At 55.8% G+C, this 19516-nt stretch carries 14 protein-coding genes; all 14 read right to left on the bottom strand.

Annotated elements, in window-relative coordinates; translation table 11 throughout:
- Positions 1-124 precede the first annotated feature (124 nt).
- Positions 125-2884: an alpha-L-rhamnosidase gene (locus BXP70_RS13945; RefSeq protein ID WP_086594710.1), complete on the bottom strand. Its 2760-nt coding sequence runs from the start codon at positions 2882-2884 to the stop codon at positions 125-127.
- A 273-nt stretch (positions 2885-3157) separates the two neighbouring features.
- Positions 3158-3589 (bottom strand): hypothetical protein, encoded by a 432-nt coding sequence (locus BXP70_RS29485; protein ID WP_218779790.1) that lies wholly within the window; start codon positions 3587-3589, stop codon positions 3158-3160.
- Positions 3590-3725: 136 nt separating this feature from the next.
- A complete protein-coding gene (locus BXP70_RS13950; RefSeq protein ID WP_086594711.1) occupies positions 3726-4367 on the bottom strand; it encodes a hypothetical protein in 642 nt (213 codons plus the stop codon).
- Between the two features lie 289 nt (positions 4368-4656).
- Positions 4657-5559, bottom strand: a complete 903-nt coding sequence (locus BXP70_RS13955) for a helix-turn-helix domain-containing protein (protein WP_086594756.1) — start codon at positions 5557-5559, stop codon at positions 4657-4659.
- Positions 5560-5843: 284 nt separating this feature from the next.
- Positions 5844-6659: an SDR family oxidoreductase gene (locus BXP70_RS13960; RefSeq protein WP_086594712.1), complete on the bottom strand. Its 816-nt coding sequence runs from the start codon at positions 6657-6659 to the stop codon at positions 5844-5846.
- A gap of 131 nt (positions 6660-6790) precedes the next feature.
- Positions 6791-7120: a DUF5615 family PIN-like protein gene (locus BXP70_RS13965; protein WP_086594713.1), complete on the bottom strand. Its 330-nt coding sequence runs from the start codon at positions 7118-7120 to the stop codon at positions 6791-6793.
- The gene (locus tag BXP70_RS13970; protein ID WP_086594714.1) at positions 7104-7343 is read right to left on the bottom strand and encodes a DUF433 domain-containing protein; all 240 of its coding nucleotides are present in this window, start codon (positions 7341-7343) and stop codon (positions 7104-7106) included. Before BXP70_RS13970 ends, BXP70_RS13965 begins: the two co-directional genes overlap by 17 nt.
- A 71-nt stretch (positions 7344-7414) precedes the next feature.
- Entirely contained in the window at positions 7415-7768 is a 354-nt protein-coding gene (locus tag BXP70_RS13975) for a DUF5713 family protein (protein ID WP_086594757.1), read from the bottom strand.
- 114 nt (positions 7769-7882) lie between these two features.
- Positions 7883-10702, bottom strand: a complete 2820-nt coding sequence (locus BXP70_RS13980; protein ID WP_086594715.1) for a glycoside hydrolase family 2 protein — start codon at positions 10700-10702, stop codon at positions 7883-7885.
- Between the two features lie 91 nt (positions 10703-10793).
- Complete coding sequence (locus BXP70_RS13985) at positions 10794-11192, bottom strand: endonuclease domain-containing protein (RefSeq protein ID WP_086594716.1); 399 nt, start codon at positions 11190-11192, stop codon at positions 10794-10796.
- 98 nt (positions 11193-11290) lie between these two features.
- A complete protein-coding gene (locus tag BXP70_RS13990) occupies positions 11291-13267 on the bottom strand; it encodes an exo-alpha-sialidase (RefSeq protein ID WP_218779791.1) in 1977 nt (658 codons plus the stop codon).
- Positions 13264-14238: a glycoside hydrolase family 43 protein gene (locus BXP70_RS13995; RefSeq protein WP_086594717.1), complete on the bottom strand. Its 975-nt coding sequence runs from the start codon at positions 14236-14238 to the stop codon at positions 13264-13266. The genes BXP70_RS13990 and BXP70_RS13995 overlap by 4 nt, the downstream gene beginning before the upstream one ends.
- 295 nt (positions 14239-14533) lie before the next feature.
- Complete coding sequence (locus BXP70_RS14000; RefSeq protein WP_086594718.1) at positions 14534-15928, bottom strand: glycoside hydrolase family 140 protein; 1395 nt, start codon at positions 15926-15928, stop codon at positions 14534-14536.
- A 232-nt stretch (positions 15929-16160) separates the two neighbouring features.
- Positions 16161-19331 (bottom strand): DUF6298 domain-containing protein, encoded by a 3171-nt coding sequence (locus BXP70_RS14005; RefSeq protein ID WP_245849632.1) that lies wholly within the window; start codon positions 19329-19331, stop codon positions 16161-16163.
- Positions 19332-19516: the final 185 nt, after the last annotated feature.

A 19516-nucleotide genomic window follows, 5' to 3' on the forward strand; every position in this document is an offset into this window, starting at 1 on the left:
TAGAACGTCATGCCTCGTTGACCCCACCCCCGTCCTCTCCCCTCCGGGAGAGGGGTGCGTTCAACGAAGCTAGGTTGTCGTCTGGCACCCCTCTCCCGGAGGGGAGGGGACGGGGGCGGGGTCCTCATTTCACCTCAAAAGCATAATCACCCGAGCCTACTTCAAACACAGCCCTATCCCCTTCCATCCGCACGAACTTCACGCCTTCTGCGGAATTGGCTTTCTTGCCGCCTTCGCGCACGTCTTTCTCCGACTTGGCGGGGAGGTAGAGTAGCGCTTTCGTGTTGCCGGGCACCGAGATATTCCAGGTGAAGCGCTTGGCGTCGCGCTTCCAGCTGCTGCGGATCAGGCCGTGCACGGAGCGGTAGGAGGCTTGCGTGGAGGTCAGGCCGTCGATGAGGGCGGGCTTCATTTCGAGCTGCTTGAAGCCGGGGGCGCCGGGGGCCGACTTGATGCCGGCTAGGTTTTCGTAGTACCAGATGAGCAGGTCGCCGAGCAGCATCACGTGGTTTTGGGAGTTCATGGCGGGGTCGGCGGTGTTGCCGTTCCACAGCTCCCAGATGGTGGTGGCGCCGTTGGCGGCCATGTAGCCCCAGCTCGGATAGTCGCGGTTGGTGGCGAGCTTGTAGGCAATGTCGGGGCGACCATTGGTGGTCAGGCCGCGCATGAGCCACTGCGTACCGATGACGCCGGTGCTGATGTGGCCTTTGTTCTCGACCAGAATCTTATCGGCAATGTTCTGAAACACCTTAGCGCGGTCTTGCTCCCGCACCATGCCATAAGCAAGGGGTAATAAGTTGGCCGTCACGGTGTTGTTGCTGTACTGGCAGCTTTCCGCGTTCAGGAATTTCTTGTTGAAGCTTGCCTTGATTTTGGCACCTAGGTCGGCGTACTCCTGCGCGTCCTGGGGCTTACCGACGATGGTGGCGAAGCGCTGCATCAGGTTGAGCATCTGGTAGTAAGTGCTGCTGGCGATGAGCACGCCGTCGGTGTTGCGAGCGGGGTCCTGGGAGTGAATCAGCTTCTCCGATTCGGGCGGCACGCACCAGTCGCCGTACTTGTCTTTGGTCACGATGTAGTCCGCGGTCATGTAGTTGGCACCCATGTAGGTGAGCCACTTCTTCATCGAATCGTAGTGTTTCTCAATGGGTTTCCGGTCGCCGTACTGGGTGTAGAGCATGTCGGCGACGGTGAGGTAGGTGCCGGGCCAGGTCACGTTGTCGCCGTAGTAGCGCCAGAAGGTGGGCGCCACGTCGGGGATGCTGCCGTCGGCTTTCTGGGCATTCGCAATGTCGTCGACCCACTTGGCGTAGAGGCGGCCGTTGTCGAACACGAAGCTTTCCCCGTAGGCGCCGGTGGTCCGGTCGCCGAGCCAGGGCTGGCGCTCGTTGCGCTGTGGGCAGTCGATGGGCATGCCTTTGTAGTTGCCCCGAATGCCCCAGTAGGCGTTCTTATACACCTGATTAATCGTCGGGTCGGAGGTCGTGAACTCGCCGGTGGTCTGGATGTCGTCGTACACCACGCGGCCGTCGAAGTCCTGCACCGAGGGCGTGCCGGGGAAGCTGGTGACCTCCACGTAGCGGAAGCCGTGGAAGACGAAGGTCGGCTCCCAGGTTTCGGAGCCACCGCCGCGCAGGGTGTACACGTCGGTTACCTTGGCGTCGCGCAGGTTGGCTACGTACAGCTCGCCGCTTTTTTGCAGGGTTTCGGCAAAGCGCAGGGTCACTTTGTCGCCGCGCTTGCCGGTGGTGCGCATCCGCAGCCAACCCACCATGTTCTGGCCCATGTCGAGGATGTAGACGTTGGGCTTCAGGCGGGTGATAGACGCGGGCTTGCGCGTTTCCATCACCTTCATGTTGTCGTTCATCTGGGCCTCGAAGGCGCCGCCGGGCTCCTGCACCAGCTCCGCTTTCAGCCAGCTTTTGTCGTTGAAGCCGGCGGTACTCCAACCGGGCATTTCCTTGGTAGCGTCGTACTCTTCGCCGTCGTACTCGTTGTTGGTGCGGATGGGGCCGTCGGCGGTACCCTTCCAGGTGTCGTCGGTCTTGATGACGTCGGTGCTGCCGTCGGCGTAGGTTACTTCCAGCTGCATCAGCATCTTGGGGTAGCCAAACGTCTTGATTTTGTAGGGCTTGTAATTCTGCCGCATGGCGTAGAAGCGGCCGTTGCCGAGCGCGGCACCTAGGGCGTTGGGGCCTTGCTTGAGCAGCGAGGTCACGTCGAAGGTGTTGTACTTCACGTTCTGGGTGTAGTCGGTGGGGCCGGGCGCCAGCACCTGGTCGCCCACCTTCTGCCCGTTCAGGTACAGCTCGTACAGACCTAGCCCGATGATGTAGGCCGTGGCTTGCTTGATGGGCTTAGCGGCGGTAAACTCCTTGCGGTAGTAGCGGGCCGAGAGCCGGGCGTGGCTTTCTTCCTTATCCCACGCAAACGGGTGGTCGAAGCCGATCCAGCGGCCTTTCCAGTCGAGGTAGTTTAGCAGGCCCATGCTCCAGGAGTTAGCCGGGCTCCAGGCGCTTTCGCCCTTGGTCGTCCAGGTTTTCACCTTCCAGTAGCACTGCCGACGACTTTTGAGCGGTACGCCCGCATACGCCACGTGCACTGATTGCGAGGAGGCCACTTTCCCCGAATCCCACAAGTCGCCCTGATCGGCGGCTAGCTTCTCGGGCGTGGAGGCGACCAGCACCTGATACGCCGTTTGTTCGAGGCCGCGCTCCGAGCCGGTCAGTTCCCAACTCAGCCGGGGGGCGGTAGCGTCGATGCCTTTGGGGTTGGTAAGCAGTTCGCACCGCAGATTTTGCAGCGCCACGCCGGTGGGCGCCGTCACGCGGAAAGCCGACAGCAGGATTGCCGCGAAGAGGGTAAGCAGGAGTTTGTAGTTCATACAGCGACCTCACCCCCTAGTCCCACTCTTACGAGCAGAAAACCAGCCGATTGGCCGGCGTGCGCCGGAGGTTCGTGGAATGCACTTTTAGGCGCTCCATAGTTCGCAAATTTTCCCGCCGAATCATTCTAGGATATTAGCACAAACCTTCACGATTTATACATGGTGGGCGGTTTGGGTGCTTTTTGAGGGTAGACAGTACTTCTGCTGTCGTGAAGGTGTGTTGTCTCTTTTGGAACTCAAAAGCGCTGCCCTTAAATGTCCTTCATCAACTTAGGGTTGAGGACGAGGCCTTTTTCTATATTTTTCTTGATAAATATACCTTGCAAGGTCTTCTTGATAGACCCTCTGCGCTGCTTCTCTATAAGCTGATAAGTATATTTTATCATCATACTTCTTAGCTAATAACTTCCTCATCTCGGTATCATAGCATTCTATTGTACGGTTTGTTACACAACCGCCACGAGCTGTTTTGATTTTATACTTTGTTTCTAATACCTCAGCAGTTACGTCCGAAGTTTTCGAGTCGCCCATTCCCCATTGCACTATTTGATATATGCCTCTTTCAAAATCATTTTGCGCAGAACGCTTAGCGCCATCACATGTTTCACACTTCTTTATCAAGTTATAATACATACGATCGATATATAACTCGCTTTCTAGAACGAAGTATAGTTTTGAAATAGCGATTGTAAATACAAGCACTACGCTGATTAGGAGAAGCGGTATTCTTATGGGTACATTATAACGATGCATATTACCGAACTACTATCTTTTTTGTCACTTTCTACAATAACAACAAAGAGGTATGCTTTATTGCCTTGTTCCCTGAACCTAGATCCTACCTTCTCTTTGGCATTTGTAGTAAGGTAGCTTTGTCTCGTTGATTAGGATTGGCTTCTAGGTTTCTTAGTATGTTATCTGCTTTTCCGTGTCCTAGTTCTCTTGCCTGTTGTATAAAAGCCAGGGCTCTTTCGTACTCGTTTGATTCTGTTAGGAGCTTAACATCATAATCAAACACAGCTTCTCTCGTCACAGGAACATAGGTAATATTTCCTGTTTTGACATCAACAGCAAAATAGTCCTCAGCTACTTTTTTACTCTTGTAAGAACGTATCCAATTGATCTGATAAATATTTATCATCTCGCTATTTATCCATTTTAATCTATCGAATGACCTAAAATCAAATTCTCCAATTAAAAATATTCTAGAAGTCAAATGATCTTTATCAAATAAGACTAAAGAAGTATGTTTGATATCCTCAGACAGATACCCTCTTAATTGAGCTGATTGCCTCTTATTTGGACTAACCTTTATATCCTTATAAAAGCCACTGAATACAATCCCATCTGCAAGAACTCTTTGCTCTATAGCTTCAAAAGGTTCAAATGAACAGTTACGAGCATGACAACATAACTTTATACCCTTTACAAGCAGACTTAATAGCACTTGCTTACGCTCAAGATTACCTAGTTCAAGCAACTTATTTTAATCACAAAAGACGTAGCAATCCTGACATAGACCAACTTCTTGAACCGTTTCATCTAAGTCTTTATTAGATGTTAGTTGAATTATAAAACGCCAGATATTATTACCGACTTCAATTTTTTGGAAGTAGTATATTAAAAAGGTCTTCAATTAAGCAGCATTGCTTTTGTATGTATTTTTGCTGATCACTGAAGCTATCAACTCGATACATTAAGTCCTGAAGATACCTACCCATATTATTAAAATAGATTTTATATACTTACTCAAGTAAAACTTCGCGTCTTCAGTTCAGCTGCCGGTACTCCGTCGGCGACTTCCCTGTTTTGGTCTTGAAGATCTTGGTGAAATGCGAGGGATGCTCAAAACCTAGGTCATACGCAATTTCACTGATGGACTTTTCGGTACTCCACAGCAGCGCTTTGGCCTTGTCGGTCAGGTGCAGGTGAATGTGCTCCTGGGTGGTCTTACCGGTGTAGCGCTTCAGCAAGTCCGACAAGTAGTGCGGCGACAGGTTCAAGGCGGAAGCAAAGAATTTCACATCCGGCAAGCCGGCTTCGACAAGCGTTTCCTGGGCAAAATACGCTTTTAGCAGCTTTTCGAAACGCTGCACCAGGTCGTTGCTTACGTTTGCTCTGGTCAGAAACTGCCGGTTGTAGAACCGGTCGCAGTAATTAAGCAACAGCTCGATATTATTCTGAATAAGGCTTTGCGTGTGCTGGTCGATATTCTGCGAGTATTCTCTTTTGATATTTTCGATGCAGCCCTCAATAATTAATTTCTCTTCTTCGGATACGTGCAATGCTTCATTCGCATCGTAGTAAAAGAACGTGTAGCCAGCTATTTTTCTACCTAGCTCCGTTCTGTTTAGCAAGTCGGGATGCATGAGCAAGGCCCAACCTTCTTCTATTTGCAAGTTGGGGCCGGGTGATATTACCTGCCCAGGAGCGGTAAACATCAGCGAGCCTTCGTTGAAATCATAATACGACTTGCCGTATTTTAAAGCCCCCTTGAATTTCTTGTAATAAACGCTGTAGAAACCTAGCCGGTAAATACCCTCCGCTTCAATGCTGCTGCGGTTTATTTGCGTCAAGTCGAAAATCGACACAAGCGGGTGCTTGGGTTTTGGCAAGCTATACAGGTTGTGCAAATCACTTATCGAGTCGATATCAATGTACTTGGCTTGCATAGCGAAGAGTTTTTGGTAATTGCTAGTTGAATAAAAAAGAACGTCATGCTGAGCTAGGCGAAGCATCTCTACTGCTTCGTTGCCCGGTGTAGAGACGCAACACTTTGCGTCTTGTCGTTGCTGCTGTTTTGCACCTAGGTCGTTCAACGGGGAGACGCAAGGTATTGCGTCTCTACATGGTTCTGGTGTCCGCAACGAAGCGGGAGAGATGCTTCGACCAGCTCAGCATGACGTGACGTTCAATGGAAGATGAAGGACGTTATTAGCGTTGTTATCAGCAGGTCTTAATTGATGAACCAGTCGCGGACTAGTTTTACAAAATCCTCCTGGCTGTTTTCCTTTTTCGCGTCAATATAGAACTGCGCGTCCTCGCCTACCACATAGCGTAGTTGTGCTTTGCCGTCGGTGGCGGCTTGGTAGATGGTGGTGGCTACGTCTTCGGCCGTGGCTTTGGCTAGGTGCTGCGTTGGTTGGTCGTAGCGTTGGAAGAACGCAGTCATCAAGGGATTGTACTCGGCTATGTCGTTTTTGATGAGTTCCAGGCCGTTGCGGAAGTTGGTATGCACGGCGCCGGGCTCCACGATCTTCACCGCAATGTTCAGCTTTGCTAGCTCGTGCGACAGCGACTCAGAGAAGCCTTCCACGGCGAATTTAGTGCTGCTGTAGAAGCCGCCAAACGGCAGGGCCACCACGCCGCCGAAGGAAGAGATGTTGATGATAGTACCGCCACCATTAGCCCGCAGATAGGGCAGCACGGCTTGGGTTACGTCCATCAGGCCGAACACGTTCACGGCATATTGCTTCTGAATCTGCTCGCGGCTTGCCGATTCAAAAACGCCCATGAGCCCATAGCCCGCGTTGTTCACCAGTGCATCGAGGTGGCCGAACCGCTCCACACCTGCTTTAACTGCTTGTTGGATGGACTCCAGATCCTGCACGTCTAGGTGAGTAACCAGCACGTTTTCTAGCTTGGTCAGCTCGTCTTCCTTCTCTGGGGCACGCATGGTTGCCACTACATTCCAGCCGTTTTGCTGAAATAGCTTAGCTGTTTCTTTTCCGAAACCGGAGGAAGCGCCTGTAATCAATACGGTCTTTGCCATTGTCTTTTCTGTTGTGAATGAACAAGGCAAAGGTCCGGCACCCGGTTGCGGCAGGCTTATACGTTTCTACTGAGTACTTATACGTTTGGTGGTTCTTGTAGCGTGCTAGGCAGGTGCAGTTTAGCGCAGCTTTAGTCTTGATTAATGATAATGGGACCAGCACCCATTTCTCCTTTGTTCAAGATCGAATTGACCTTATCGGATAGCCTAGTCAGTACAGCGTACGTGTTGATTTTCGTGTTGAGGACGAAAACTGTCAACGTGTATTTCTCAAAGTTCTGCTGATGTTGAAGGTTTTTATCAAACGTCAGTAGTGCGTCAAAGCTGTCGGCAAGCATCCGCTTTAGTAGCTCTCCGTTCTTGACGCCATTCCAACCCTTATCGCGAACAGTAAAGATTTCGTGATTGGGGAAGTCTAACTTCAGCCGCTTCGGCAAGTTTTCGTCAAGCAACAGCCGCATACAGCTGAGCTATGTTTTTTGAAGTTAAAAGCCTGTTGGCTAGCTCCAGAACAGCAACCGCTTGCTCTTTGGTTACCGTGGGGAAATCGTCCAAGAATTCATCCAACGAAACACCAGCTTCTAAATGGTCGAAAAGTGACTCGACTGGAACGCGTGTACCCGTGAATACAGGTTGACCACCTAGGGTATCTGGGTCAACGGTTATGAGTGTGTTAATGTCCATGTTTCAAATATGATAGCTAATTATATATTGAAAAACATCAAAGCACGTTTTAGTTGCTCACTTATCCATTCTTACCACTCTCGAGTCGCTATCAGCTCTTCTCCATCAGCCTCAAATCCATAAGCTGTTGCGATAAAGTCAAAATCACTTCCAATGCAGTCTCTCGCAGCTGTTTCTATCTCACTATCTGCTTCCAAGAATTCTTCTTGTAACTCATTAAAATCATCAGTCGCAGAATGTGTCAGTTTATACAATTCCTCTAACGTCTTTGGCTGCTCTCGTTCGATTTGCAAGCACAATTCCGCTAGGATTTTCTTGCCTTTATCAACAAGCTTGGGTGGAAAATAAGAGTCTTCGTACATCTCCTTCAGAAACGAATATTTTCTAACTGCCTCATTTTGAAGATCTGCCTGCTTCTTTGCCATTTCGTTTCTCTTAAGGGTTCTCGCTTGCGTAGGTATTTCTTTACCATAATACATAAGAAAGCCGCAGATAGTAGTCATCAACTTACTATCTGCGGCTTATATGAGAATTAGCGTTTACCGCTGTCCTACAGTGGGTGCTTGCGCTTGCTTGCCAGAGAAGTCGAAGTACAAGGTCATTTCCTTGGCGTAGGAGGGGTCTTTGCTGTAGTCGTAGTACATGTTGGCGCGACCCATGGGACCCATGTTCTCGGGTTTCTGCGATTTGGTGCCGATGGGTGGGATGCCGTGCATGAAGGAGAGGTTGCCGCTGGGGAAGGGTGGGGCCGTGTTGTAGGGCTTGGCGCCGAAGCGGGGCGTGAACAGGCGCAAGTACACGTCTTCCTGGTCGCAGAGGATGGTGAGGGGCTGGCCGGTGGTCTGGAGCGTGAGCCAGTAGAAGTTGGAGTAGTAGCCCTTGAACTCGGGGTAGACGGGCGACTTGGTGCCGTCGGGCTCGCCGGTGCTGGTGTTGTTATAGTCTTTGCTCCACACACCTAGGTTGGTGCCTTTCAGGCGGTCCTTCCACACGCGGTAGGGGCCGTCGCCGCGCCACTGAATGCCTTTTACTTCTTTTTCGGGGTAGTTGAAACTTAGGCCGGCCAATTGGAAATCATAGTCTTTGGGGAAGTACTTGGCCGTCATCTTCACCCAGCCCGAGGGGTACACCGTCCATTGCAACGACTGGTAGCGGCTCGCCTTTCCAAACTTCGCGTCGATAACTACATTTTGTCCTTCCTGACGCTGGCTCAGGCCTTCAAAGGCCGTTTCGCCCTCAGCTAGCACGGGGCCGTGGCTCAGCGGAATGATACCCTTGGCGTTGCGCACCTGTCGCAGCAAACCGGTTTTGCGGCTGAAGGCAAGCGTGATACCATTGGCCGAGGCCGTGTAAAGCGAGTCGCTCTCTGACACCGTGGCCGCGCTGCCGCCCTGCTTGCTGACGAGGCGCTGGGCTACCTGGGCCGGGTGGGCAATGGGCCAACTCCAGGTGTAGATTTCGCGACCAGCGGGGTCGATGGCCGTGATGTAGAGGACGTCCTGCTGCTGCCAGTCGGCGGGCAGGCTTAGCTTGAGCGGACCAAACTCGGTGGGCGCGATGCTCGGGGCGGTGACGGTGCCGGTTTTGGTGACGGGCGCCGCTTTGCTGCCGGGGCTAGGTAGCTGGGCTAGCTTCCAGGTGAAGCGGCACTGGTTGAGGTTGAGGTAGTGGTAGCGGTTCTGGACCCGAAACGTGCCATCGAAGGCGGGCGTGATTTCGCGGCGCTCGAAGAACACGGGGCTCCATACTTCCTTGATGGTGTAGTAGCTCCCCTCCTTCTCGTGGTAGGGACCTAGGATGCCGTCGGGGGCATGGTCGCCGTCGACGTCGAGGATGCCGCCCTTGTCGGTGCGGACCACGGCGGCGTCAGCGAAGTCCCAGAGGAAGCCACCAGCTGAGAGCGGCTCACGCCACATCTGCTCCCAGTAATCTTGCAGGCCGGCGCCGTGGCCGCCGTCGTAGAGGCCGTGCAGAAACTCCGTTGGGAATACGATGTTGTGCCCTTGCAGATGGGTGCCGTTGCCGTAGTCGTAGTTGATGTAGTGCTGGGTATCGGTGCCGCGGAATACTTGCCAGGCGTGCACCACAGGACGCTTTTGCATGTCCATGCGGTCGAGCACGGGGTCGAGGTCGAAATTGTGGCCGCCCTCGTTGCCGTTGACCCACACCACAATGCTCGGGTGAGTTTGGTCGCGCTTCACCATTTCCTCGGTCAGCTTGGTGCCCACTTGGGTGTCGTAGGCGGCATGCCAGCCGGCCACTTCGTCGAGCACGAACAAGCCGAGGGAGTCGCACACTTCCAGGAAGTGCTCGTCGGGTGGGTAGTGCGACATGCGCACGGCGTTCATGTTCATGTCCTTCATCAGGTTCACGTCCTCAATGCTCAGCGCCTTGCTCATGGTGCGACCTGAGCTAGGCCAGAACGAGTGCCGGCACACGCCCTTGAACTTGATCTTGGTGCCGTTCACGTAGAAGCCTTCCCGCTCGCGCAGCTCCACCGTCCGGAAACCAAACTTCTTGTTGACGGTATGCACCGCCTTGCCGCCCTGGCGCAGGGTCATCACCACGCGGTAGAGGTTCGGCGTTTCGGACGTCCAGAGGCGGGGGCTAGGTAGCTTGGTTTCGAGGTGTACGGTAGCGTTGCCGCCAGTCACGGCACCCTTGAACTCTTGTCCAGCCTTCTGACCATCAAGCGTATAAAGTTGTCCTACTACTTCGTCGGCGCTGGTGCCGTCACCTAGGTATACATCGGATTTAAAGCTGCCGTCGGCTTTGGCGTCGAGGGTTATGCGTTCGATGTGCTGGGGCGGCAACGCCTCCAGGTACACCGGCCGGAAGATGCCGCCGAAAATCCAGAAGTCACCGCGCCGTTCGGCACCGTTCACCGATTCGTTGGCGGAGTGTTTGGCGACGGTGGCTTCGAGCAGGTTGGTTTTGCCGTACTTCAACAGCTTGCTGATATCGTACTTAAAGCGGTAGTACGACCCTTGGTGCATCGCCCCAGCCGATTGGCCGTTGATCTTCACCTCCGTGTCGGTCATGGCGCCTTCGAAGACGATGTTGATCGTCTTGCCTTGCCAGTTGGCGGGCACCTTGAACGAGTACTTGTACAGGCCTTTTTCCTTGCCGCGCGCCGTGTCTTTGTCGTGGCCGTAGTTGTACTTGCCGAAGCCTTGCAGTTCCCAGTTGGAGGGCACTCCAATGGTGGTCCACTTGCCGGAGTTGCGCCCGGCCGTGCAGAAGAACTTCCACTTCACCGTGTGGTCTTTGTCGGTGCCGGAGAGGTACTGGGTTTCGGTAGTCTGAGCGCGGAGGCTCAGGGGGATAAGTAGCAGGAGGATGAGTAGGTATTTGGGCATGTTGTTCTGGTGGGCGCCTCACCCCCCGGCCCCCTCTCCGAAATGGAGAGGGGGAGCCTGACGACGGTGATGGTAAGTGGGACTATTTATTTTATAGATTGGTTTTGATGGCGGCGAGAACTGCGTCCATTTGGTTAAGGGCTTGCTCGTTGGAGAAGCGTAGGATACAATAGCCTAGCTCTTCTAGTAGAGCAGAACGTCCACGGTCGTAATCGGCTTGATCGGGTTCTGCGTGTCCGGCGCCGTCTAGTTCTACTATTAGCTTATGTGAAAGACACACAAAGTCTACGATGTAGCGGTCGATGCTATGTTGCCGACGGAACTTCACTCCAAGCTGACCTCCTCGTAGCTGTTGCCAAAGCTTGTCTTCAGCGGCCGTTGGCTCATGGCGCATTCTTCTGGCCCGTCCCTTCAGATCTAGCTTGCTGTACTGATTTTTATTAGCAGTGAAAATCTTGTCTTGAGGTAGATAAGGTTCAGTGGGTTCCATCCAATCCAAAACGAACAAGTTAAAAACACGTCGCGCCGCCGTGGCTCCCCCTCTCCTTTTCGGAGAGGGGGCCGGGGGGTGAGGCGCCCACACTAGGGCTACTTCGCTCCCACATCTTTAGAAGCTTTCGGAGCTAGGTCAGTGGTCGAAGTTTTCAACGACTTCAAGTAGAACGTCGCGAGTGGCTCCGAGTCGCCGGTGTGCGGCAGGTCGGTGTCGCGGTCGGCGGGGGTGTCGGGGGTGGGGTAATGGCGGGCTTCGCCGGTGCGGAACAGGATGCGCTCAAAGGAAGGCACCGGCGCGTAGAAGATGAACGTGCTGGTTTTGCCGCCATTCACCGCTACCGTGCAGGTGCGGTTGGGGGCATCGAGCGTTACGCGTAGGTCGTATTGCTGACCGGCTTGGTACTTAGTCACACCCTTGAAGCGGGCGCCGGCTTTATAGATCAACGTACCGGTCGAGTCGAAGGAGAGTTGCACCGCAGGCAGGCCTTTTCCATCTTGAAACTCGATTTGGAGCAGGCCTTTGTCGTTTTGCGCGGGAATGATGGAGAACTCCGCCACCATATTTTTGGCCTCCGGAATGATCCGCTCGGCGGTGCCGTAATCAAACTTATCGGAGTCTTTGAGGACCAAACCCTTCGAGCCGTCGGGCAGCTTGTCGATGCCGACGGGCGCTTGCACGAGGCTGTAGGTGTTCCAGTTAGCTAGCTCCTGGCCGGCGGGCATTTGGGCAAACACCTCATTCGCTGGCGCGTCCGTTTTCACGCGCATGGGCACGGGCACCGAGGAAATCCAGATGTCCTCCTTGTTCATGCTGTAGGTCACCCACATGTTTTTGTCGGGTGGCGTGCCGTCGCCTTCCTGGATGCCGCGCACGTATTGCGGGCCATACGACTTGTAGTTGCCGCCGTAGCGCATGGGCGAAATCTCGCCGTGTACCAGCCACAAGTCGGTATAATCGAGGCCATTCGCGCTGGGCGAAACGGCCAGCGGCCACCGGAATTCGGACGGGTTGTACACCGTGGCGTAGTGGCCATCGGACGTGCGCTGCCCCCAAATTTTGGCGTTGCTATTCACGAAGTGCGGCGCCCGAATAACCGGATTCGGCCAGCTCTTGCCCCCGTCGGGGCTGATGGTTGTCAGGGCGTGCTTCCAGAGGCCCACCACCCGGTTATCGGGCAAGTGATAGTAGCTGAAGGCTTTGTAGTCTTTGTGGATGGGGATAAGCGGGTCGTCCTTGTCTTGCTCCTCCACCATCTGCTGCATCATCAGCGGGTTCGCCAAGATTTCCTCGCAGGCCGCGACGAAGCCTTTGTCCTTGCTCTTCTTGTAGAAAGGATACGTCGACTTCGATTGGTCCCAAGTCTTGTTGTAGCGCAGAAAGTAGATGGGGCCGTATTTGCCGCCCGGCAGCACTTCGCGCACCACCCGCCCTATGCCTTGGCCGTCGTTGGGGTCATCTTTGGCATCGAGGGCAATGCCGTAGTAGCCTAGAGTAAGCAGGCGGTTTTTCTTCGACACGTAGAAGCCGACACGCTGGTGCATCACCGCGTCGAGGTTCTTAGCCACTTTGCCCGGCTGGTCGGGCTTCGTGACGCCGTCCGGGATTTTGTAGGGCGGGAAGATCACCGTGGGGTTGCTCCAGGTGCGGCCGTCCTTGGAGGTTAGGAGCAGGGTGCGCCCCGGCGGCACGTGCTCCCCAACGGGGTTGCTCAGGTATTGCAGGTAGAACTGATTTTTCCAATACGCCAGCATCGGGGCGTGATTATACGTCCAGCCCTCGCCGTTGGCGGCAGTCGGATGCTCGCGGTCGGCCCGTAGTACCTGCTGATTGTGAACGCCAATGACCGGGCGCAGCTGCCCGTGGTGGTAATCCACGTTGCTGAGCGTGGTGCCGGTGTAGCGGATGGTTTCTTGGGCGTGCGCCGAACCTAGGCCGAGCAGACCTAGCAGCGCGGTAGTGATGAGCAGACGATTCGCCTCACCCCCCAGCCCCCTCTCCAAAGGGTGGCGCGCATCAAGCGCTTGCGGGGGAGCCAGACGGCAGAGTTTTCTAGCTATTCCCTTATTCATGGTTTTACGCTGCTTGAGGTGGCGCCGACGGCCGGAGCCGCGGGTGATGCTTGCTGTAGTTTCTTGAGGGTTTTGCGCGGGGCCATGAAGATGGTGCCGTGCTTGTGCCCCACCGGCACGCTCACTTGCGCGGAGGCATCGGTGAACGTCTTAAAATCAGAGGTTTTCATGGCGCCGTACTTCTTCTCGCGATAGGCGTCGTAGTAGATTAGCCACTCGCCGTGCGGCAGTTTGGCCACGCTTGGGCCTTCGGTGAAGTTGGCCGTGAAGGGCTTCGACACGTTCGGAAACGGACCTAGGGCCGTGGGGCCGAAAGCGACCTTAATGTCGCGCTCGGGCCGGGTGTTGTCCTTCACGACCAGCACGTAGTCGCCGGGGCCGCGCTGGAGCACCTCCGAATCGATGGCGCTGAACCCAGGGTCTAGGTAGAGCTTGGCGGGCGTGAAGGTTTGGAAATTCTTCGTGGTGGTGTAGTAGAGGCGGTGGTTGTTGTCCTCGTCCTCCTGCCCTTTCGGGAAGCGGAAGGGAATGGTCGAGGCCCACACGATGAGGTATTGCTGGGTAGGCTTGTCGTAGAAAATCTCGGGCGCCCACACGTTTACGGTGGTCGGCTCGTGGCTCATCACATCAACAAAGCGCTGTGACGACCAGTGAATCAGGTCTTTGGAGCTAGCATAGCCGAAGCCTTTGTCGCCCTTCCAGCCGCAGGTCCAGACGAGGTGGTAGGTGCCATCGGGGCCTTGCGTGATGGACGGGTCGCGCATGAGCTTGCTCGGACCGGCCTGCGGGGTGAGGAAGGTTTTACCTAGGTCCTGCCACTTGTAGCCGTCGTAGCTGTAGAGCAGGCGCAAACCTTCGTTGGCCGGCTCGTGGAAGGACGTGAATAGGTACACGTCTTTGGAGCAGGACGCCAGTAGCCCTGCGCACAGCAGCGAGGTTAGGCAGCGTACAGCTTTATACTTGATTGTCATTAGGTTAAATCAAAACACTAGAACGTGTCATGCTGAGCTTGTCGAACCGAAGGAAGGCGTAAGCCAAGCATCTTTACTAATTACTAGAACGTCATTCCGACGATAGGAGAAATCTCGCGTGCGGTCGTTGCAATGGCAACCTGACGATTGGAGTTACTACTGCACGCGAGATGTCTCCCGTTGGTCGATATGACAGGCTGGCGGAGCGGGAGAGATGCTTGGCTTACGCCTTCCTTCGGTTCGACAAGCTCAGCATGACGTTCTTTTTAGATTATTCAACATCTGCACAATCATTCTACACCGAATCCAGAATTAGCACCCAGTCGTTGCCATCCTTCTTCTCGGCCGGCGGGTTGAACTCTTGCGTGCCTTTATTGGGGAATGTACCGATGGCCGTGGTCTTGCCATCACGGGGGCTGAACCAAGAGGCTTTCACCTTCGCGCCGGCGATTTTGCCTAGGTTCACCTTCATGTTCCGGCCGTTGTAAGTGTAGATGAAGGCGTAGTTCTTGCCACGGGTGGCCACTAGCCGGTCGTACTTCTGGCCTGCTTCGCCGGCAATCAACGACTGGTCAGGCACCCGGTCGAAATAAGGCCGTGAAAGCATCAGTGTTTTCAGGTGCACCATCTGCGCGGAGCCCGGCGCGTTGATGGCCGACGACCACAGCTCTTTCGAGCCGTAGGCGCTGCCTTTGTCGAAGCTGCTGTGCATCTGCATCACCGAGTTCTGGCCGTAGGTGTAACCGAAAGCACCGGCAAACACCGACCAGTAGCCGTAGCGGCGCACGTCGGCATCGGTCCAGCGGGGCTGCGTGATGTCGTGGAGGCCCTGCGGGATGCCTTCGTAGGAAGGCTCGCCGTCGAGGCTAGGTTTGGTAGGCGTCATTTTGTAATCAGCCTGCTGGTAGCGCCAGTTATCGGGGCCGTAGTGGTTCTTTTCTTTCCGCGACGTATCCTGCTCGTAGCGCTGGTGGCCCGATTGGTACATATTGAAATCCAACCACTTGGCCTGATGAAACCAATCAGACGACTGCGTGCGGCCGCGCGGGTGGTACGTTACCAGGTGGTTGGGGTCATTAGCTTTCAGCGTGGCGCCGATGGTATTCCAAACTTGTAGGGAGTCGGAGCCAGCAATGTCGCCGCCGTTGAGCCAGATAATGTTTGGGCGGTTGCGGTAGCGCTCGGCCAAGAAGGTGGCGTAGGTTTTGGCTTGTTTCTGGGTCACTTTGCCGTTTTTCACGTTGGTGCCCCACACCGGCACCATGCCCATGTAGAGGCCTTTCTTCGCGGCTAGGTCGACGATGTAATCGACATGGTCCCAAAAGTCGTATTGTGCGGGGTCGGTAGCGGTGTTGCCTTGGGTGGTCAGGGGCCGGGCCACGTCGGCGCGCACCAGGGCCGAGTCGCCGTACACGTTCACGGCCGGCACTTGGTGCAGCACCATCACCTGAATCACGTTGAAGCCCTTTTTGCGGCGGTCTTCGAGGTAGGTTTCGGCTTCTTCGCGCTTGAGCTTGTTGAATAGCAGCCAACCGGTGTCGCCCAGCCAGAAGAACGGCTTGCCGTTCTCCGTCGTCAGGTACCGACCGTTGGCCGACACCTTCAGCTTGCCGGTGGGCTCCACCGGCGTCCAGGCCGCCAGCAGGGAAATCAGGAGAAACAGAAAAGGGGTACGCGCTTTTATAGACATCTGATTACTGAGAGAGACTACTTATTCCGTGTCGTGCTGAGCTGGTTGAAGCTCTCGCATCGTTGCCCGGTGTAGAGACGCAACACTTTGCGTCTCGTCGTTGCTGAGGTTGTTTACCTAGGTCGTTCTAGGCAGATCGTTCAACGAGGAGACGCAAAGTGTTGCGTCTCTACAATTGTTCAACGAAGTGGTAAAGATGCTTTGGCAAGCTCAGCATGACGTTCTTTTTGGATTATGCGTGCTCCACCCACAGGATAGCGGGCGAGGCTTGCGGGTTCTTCAGTTCCAAGGCTTTGCCGCCCTTCACCTTCTGCTCTTTCCCGATAAGGTGACCATCTTTTGCATCGAGCCAATGCACCCGGAACGAGCCAGTGGCTTTGCTCAGATCAATTTGGGCGGGCATATTGGCGTCGCAATATTGGATGTAGGACTTACCGGGGCTAACTAGGGCAAACTGCTTGGCCGTATTTTCTGGCTGCTCCGTGGGCTGCGCTGCCACGGGCATAGCGGCCGCAGCCGCCAGGAACCTAGCTTCTGGCACGGCTGGCACATCGGGCAGCGAACCACCGGCCATTAGCACGGCCCAGCCAAACTTGTCGGCGCCGTCGCCGGAGTAGATAACGGCTTTTTCGGGGTAGCGCTGGCGGTACTCGTGCACGGCGCGGTACACTTGGTCGAAGGAGCTAGCTTTGGGCTTGAGCAAGCGCGCGTGCTGGCGCGGAGCTAGGTTCTGACCGCCTTCTGGCGCGTAAGCCTTCCCGTCGGCTTGGTAGTGCCAGTAGCGAATGTCGATGATGTCGACCACGGCGGCGCGAGCCGGATCGGCCAGGATGGCGTCTTGCACATCTTTGGTCGTGCTTAGGCCCACGAGGGCGTTTTTGCCGGTTTCCTGCTCCCACTCCTTGATGGTATCGAGCCAGAACTGCACAAAATGCAGCGGCCCCGTAAACTCCGCCCCGATCAGCTGAATGACGCCGTTATTCGCCGTGAAGTTATTGAGACACTGCCGAATATAAGCCCGGTGCAACGCCCGCCGTATCGGATGGTTGACGTCGTAGAACTGCTCGGCCATGAAGATGCGCTTGTCGCCGGCGTACGGGGGCGGCTCGGGAAAGCCCGTATTATTGATGTTGTTAACGGGGCGCCAAGTGAAGTCGGCGTAGTGGGCGCCGGCTTCGATGATGTTGTGCTGGAAGTAGTTCTGGTGGATAAGTACCAAGCCTTTCTGATCGGCTAGGTCGGCAAACTGGCGCAAGCGGCCCCAGTACCACGGGTTGTACTTGGTGAGGTCGTACTTGCTCAGGCCGTCCCAGGCGGTTTCTTGGCCGCTACGGGCGAAGGGCACTTCGTAGAACGGTGGCCATACGTCGCCGTCGAGGCGGCGCACCCGCTCGTGGTCATCGCGGCGGCGCTCGTACCAGAGGGCGTAGTTCTGCTCGATACCCACTTGGTGACGGCTGAGCATGGAGTCGGTGAGCTGGGCTAGGTCGTCGGTGAGGCCGCGGCCGGTGCGACCGGGCACGTAGCGCGTAATGGCTTCGCCAGCCGACTTCAACACCTCGGGCCGCACGCTGCTGTTCCACCACGGCACATCTTGGCGGCTGCCGGTCACTAGGTTGGTGCCTCGCACCAGCCAGCCGTTGACGACGCGCATGGGCGCCGCCGACGGCTGGCTGGCCGAGGACTTTGTTTTTACTTGATCAATGGTTTTGACCCCACCGGCTGCCACCGAAATCGGCTGGCGCTGGCTGGCTTGGGTAATCCAGTTGGCAAGCTGCGGGGCGGGTTGGGTCGAGTTGGCCGTTAGCTCATTCGCCACTTTCACGCTCGGGCTGCTGGAAGCTTCGGTTTGCACCGGCATCACGTGCGGCTTCACAGCTAGGTTATTACCTAGGCGCTCAGCGAGTTGGGCGTAGTAGAGGCTGCGCGGCTGAATGCTGTTGTTCGACTCGCCCCAGTAGCCATTGCCCTGAAATTGGGCCCAACTGCCAAACGCCCAGTTTTGGGCCGTGGGGGGTTGAAAGCAGTCGATGCGGGCGGCGGTGCACTGCCAGAACACGCTGTTGGCGGCGCACCAGCCGGCACCCTGCCCGTCTTGGCCGCGGTTGGCGTAGCTCAGGGCGTTGCCGTCGATGTTTACCACATCAAACAGTACGCCCGAGGCCCAGCTATCCGTAGCGCCGCTGAAGCTCAGCGACTCGTACGTTTGCCCCTGCACAAAGGCATTTGGGCCGGGCGCGGCATACCCCACGGTAAAATCATGGTAGCCATGCTCGGAGTAGAGGCGCTGGAAAAGCGTTTGTTGGCCATTGGTGTAGAAGGCGTTGCGGCGCTGCCCGCCTATTTCCGATACCGGAGCTAGGTTCTTGCAGTCTTCCACCGTCACGCGCTTGGCCGTTTCGAAAGCTGCCACGGCAGAACCGGCAAAATGCTCAAACACCACCTGGCGCACCCAGGCGTCGGCGGTGTTTTCGAGGGAAATGGCCATCCAGCGGTGCGCCTCGTCTTTGGGGTTCTTGGCGTCGAAGGAGGAGCGGCAACGCAGATTTTCGACCCCTACTTGCGTGATGCGACTCGGCCAGCGGTAGGTGCGCACGGTGCCACCGCCGTAGGTAGCGTCGAGGGCAGTGGTGAGCGGGGCGTCCAGGGTTAGCACGTCGCCTTCCACGGCAACCACTTGCCGGTCCCAGTCGATTTCGCGGGTGCCGGGCTTCCACCCGAGGGCCGAGATACCGCCGCCAAACTCCAGCGTACCTAGCTCTTGCAGCCACTCCTTGGTCGTAGGCCGGTGCACCAGCACTTGGTCGCCGGCTTTGAAGGCGCCGGCTTTTGCCACGCGAATCTTGGTGGCGTTTACCGGCACGTAGGCATCAGCCACGGGCGCGGCGGCGGCGAGCTTACGGTCGTTCTTCCCTAGGATGCGAACAAGCGTTTCGCGACTCAGGCCGCTGCCTAGCAAGATGGTGCCGTCTTCGCCCATACCGTTGCCGCGCAGCACCACGCCCGAGGCTTTGATCTGCAAGCCGCCGGCTACTTCGTAGGTGCCTTTTTCCAGCAACACCGCGCCGCGGATACCGTCGCGGCTAGCCGGTAGTGTGGCGACGTAGTCGAGGGCGGCTTGAATGCGCTGGGTGGCGTCGCCGGATTTTAGGGGTACCAGGATGCGCACGGGCGCGTCTGGAATGGCTTTTTCGCTGGCCGCGTAGCCGCAGTAAGAGAAGTCTGGAATGCGGTTGCCTTTCTCATCAGCCACGTACACCAGCTTGTCGCCTTTTTCGGCTGAGAGCGGGGGTAGCGGCTTAACGACTTTGGGCTTTTGGGCACTTGCGGAGCTAGGCCAAGCCAAGCACCCCACAACCACCCACGTAAGTAGTTGAAGCGGCAGACTCTTTCTACCAGACACAGAAAGCGGACGAGGGGGTATCAAAATCTAGGTTCGGTTTTCGGTTCTGGGTAGTCGGGTGTTGCGCTTTTACGTTCGTCAAGAAGAGGAAAGCGTGTCATGCTGAGCCGGCCGAAGCACCTCCCCCGCTCCGAGTCCCACGTCAGAGCGAAAGAGCTGCTTAGCTTGCGTCTTCCTTCGTTTAG

Origin of the sequence: Hymenobacter crusticola (assembly GCF_002154225.1) — a bacterium.
GTDB lineage: Bacteria > Bacteroidota > Bacteroidia > Cytophagales > Hymenobacteraceae > Hymenobacter > Hymenobacter crusticola.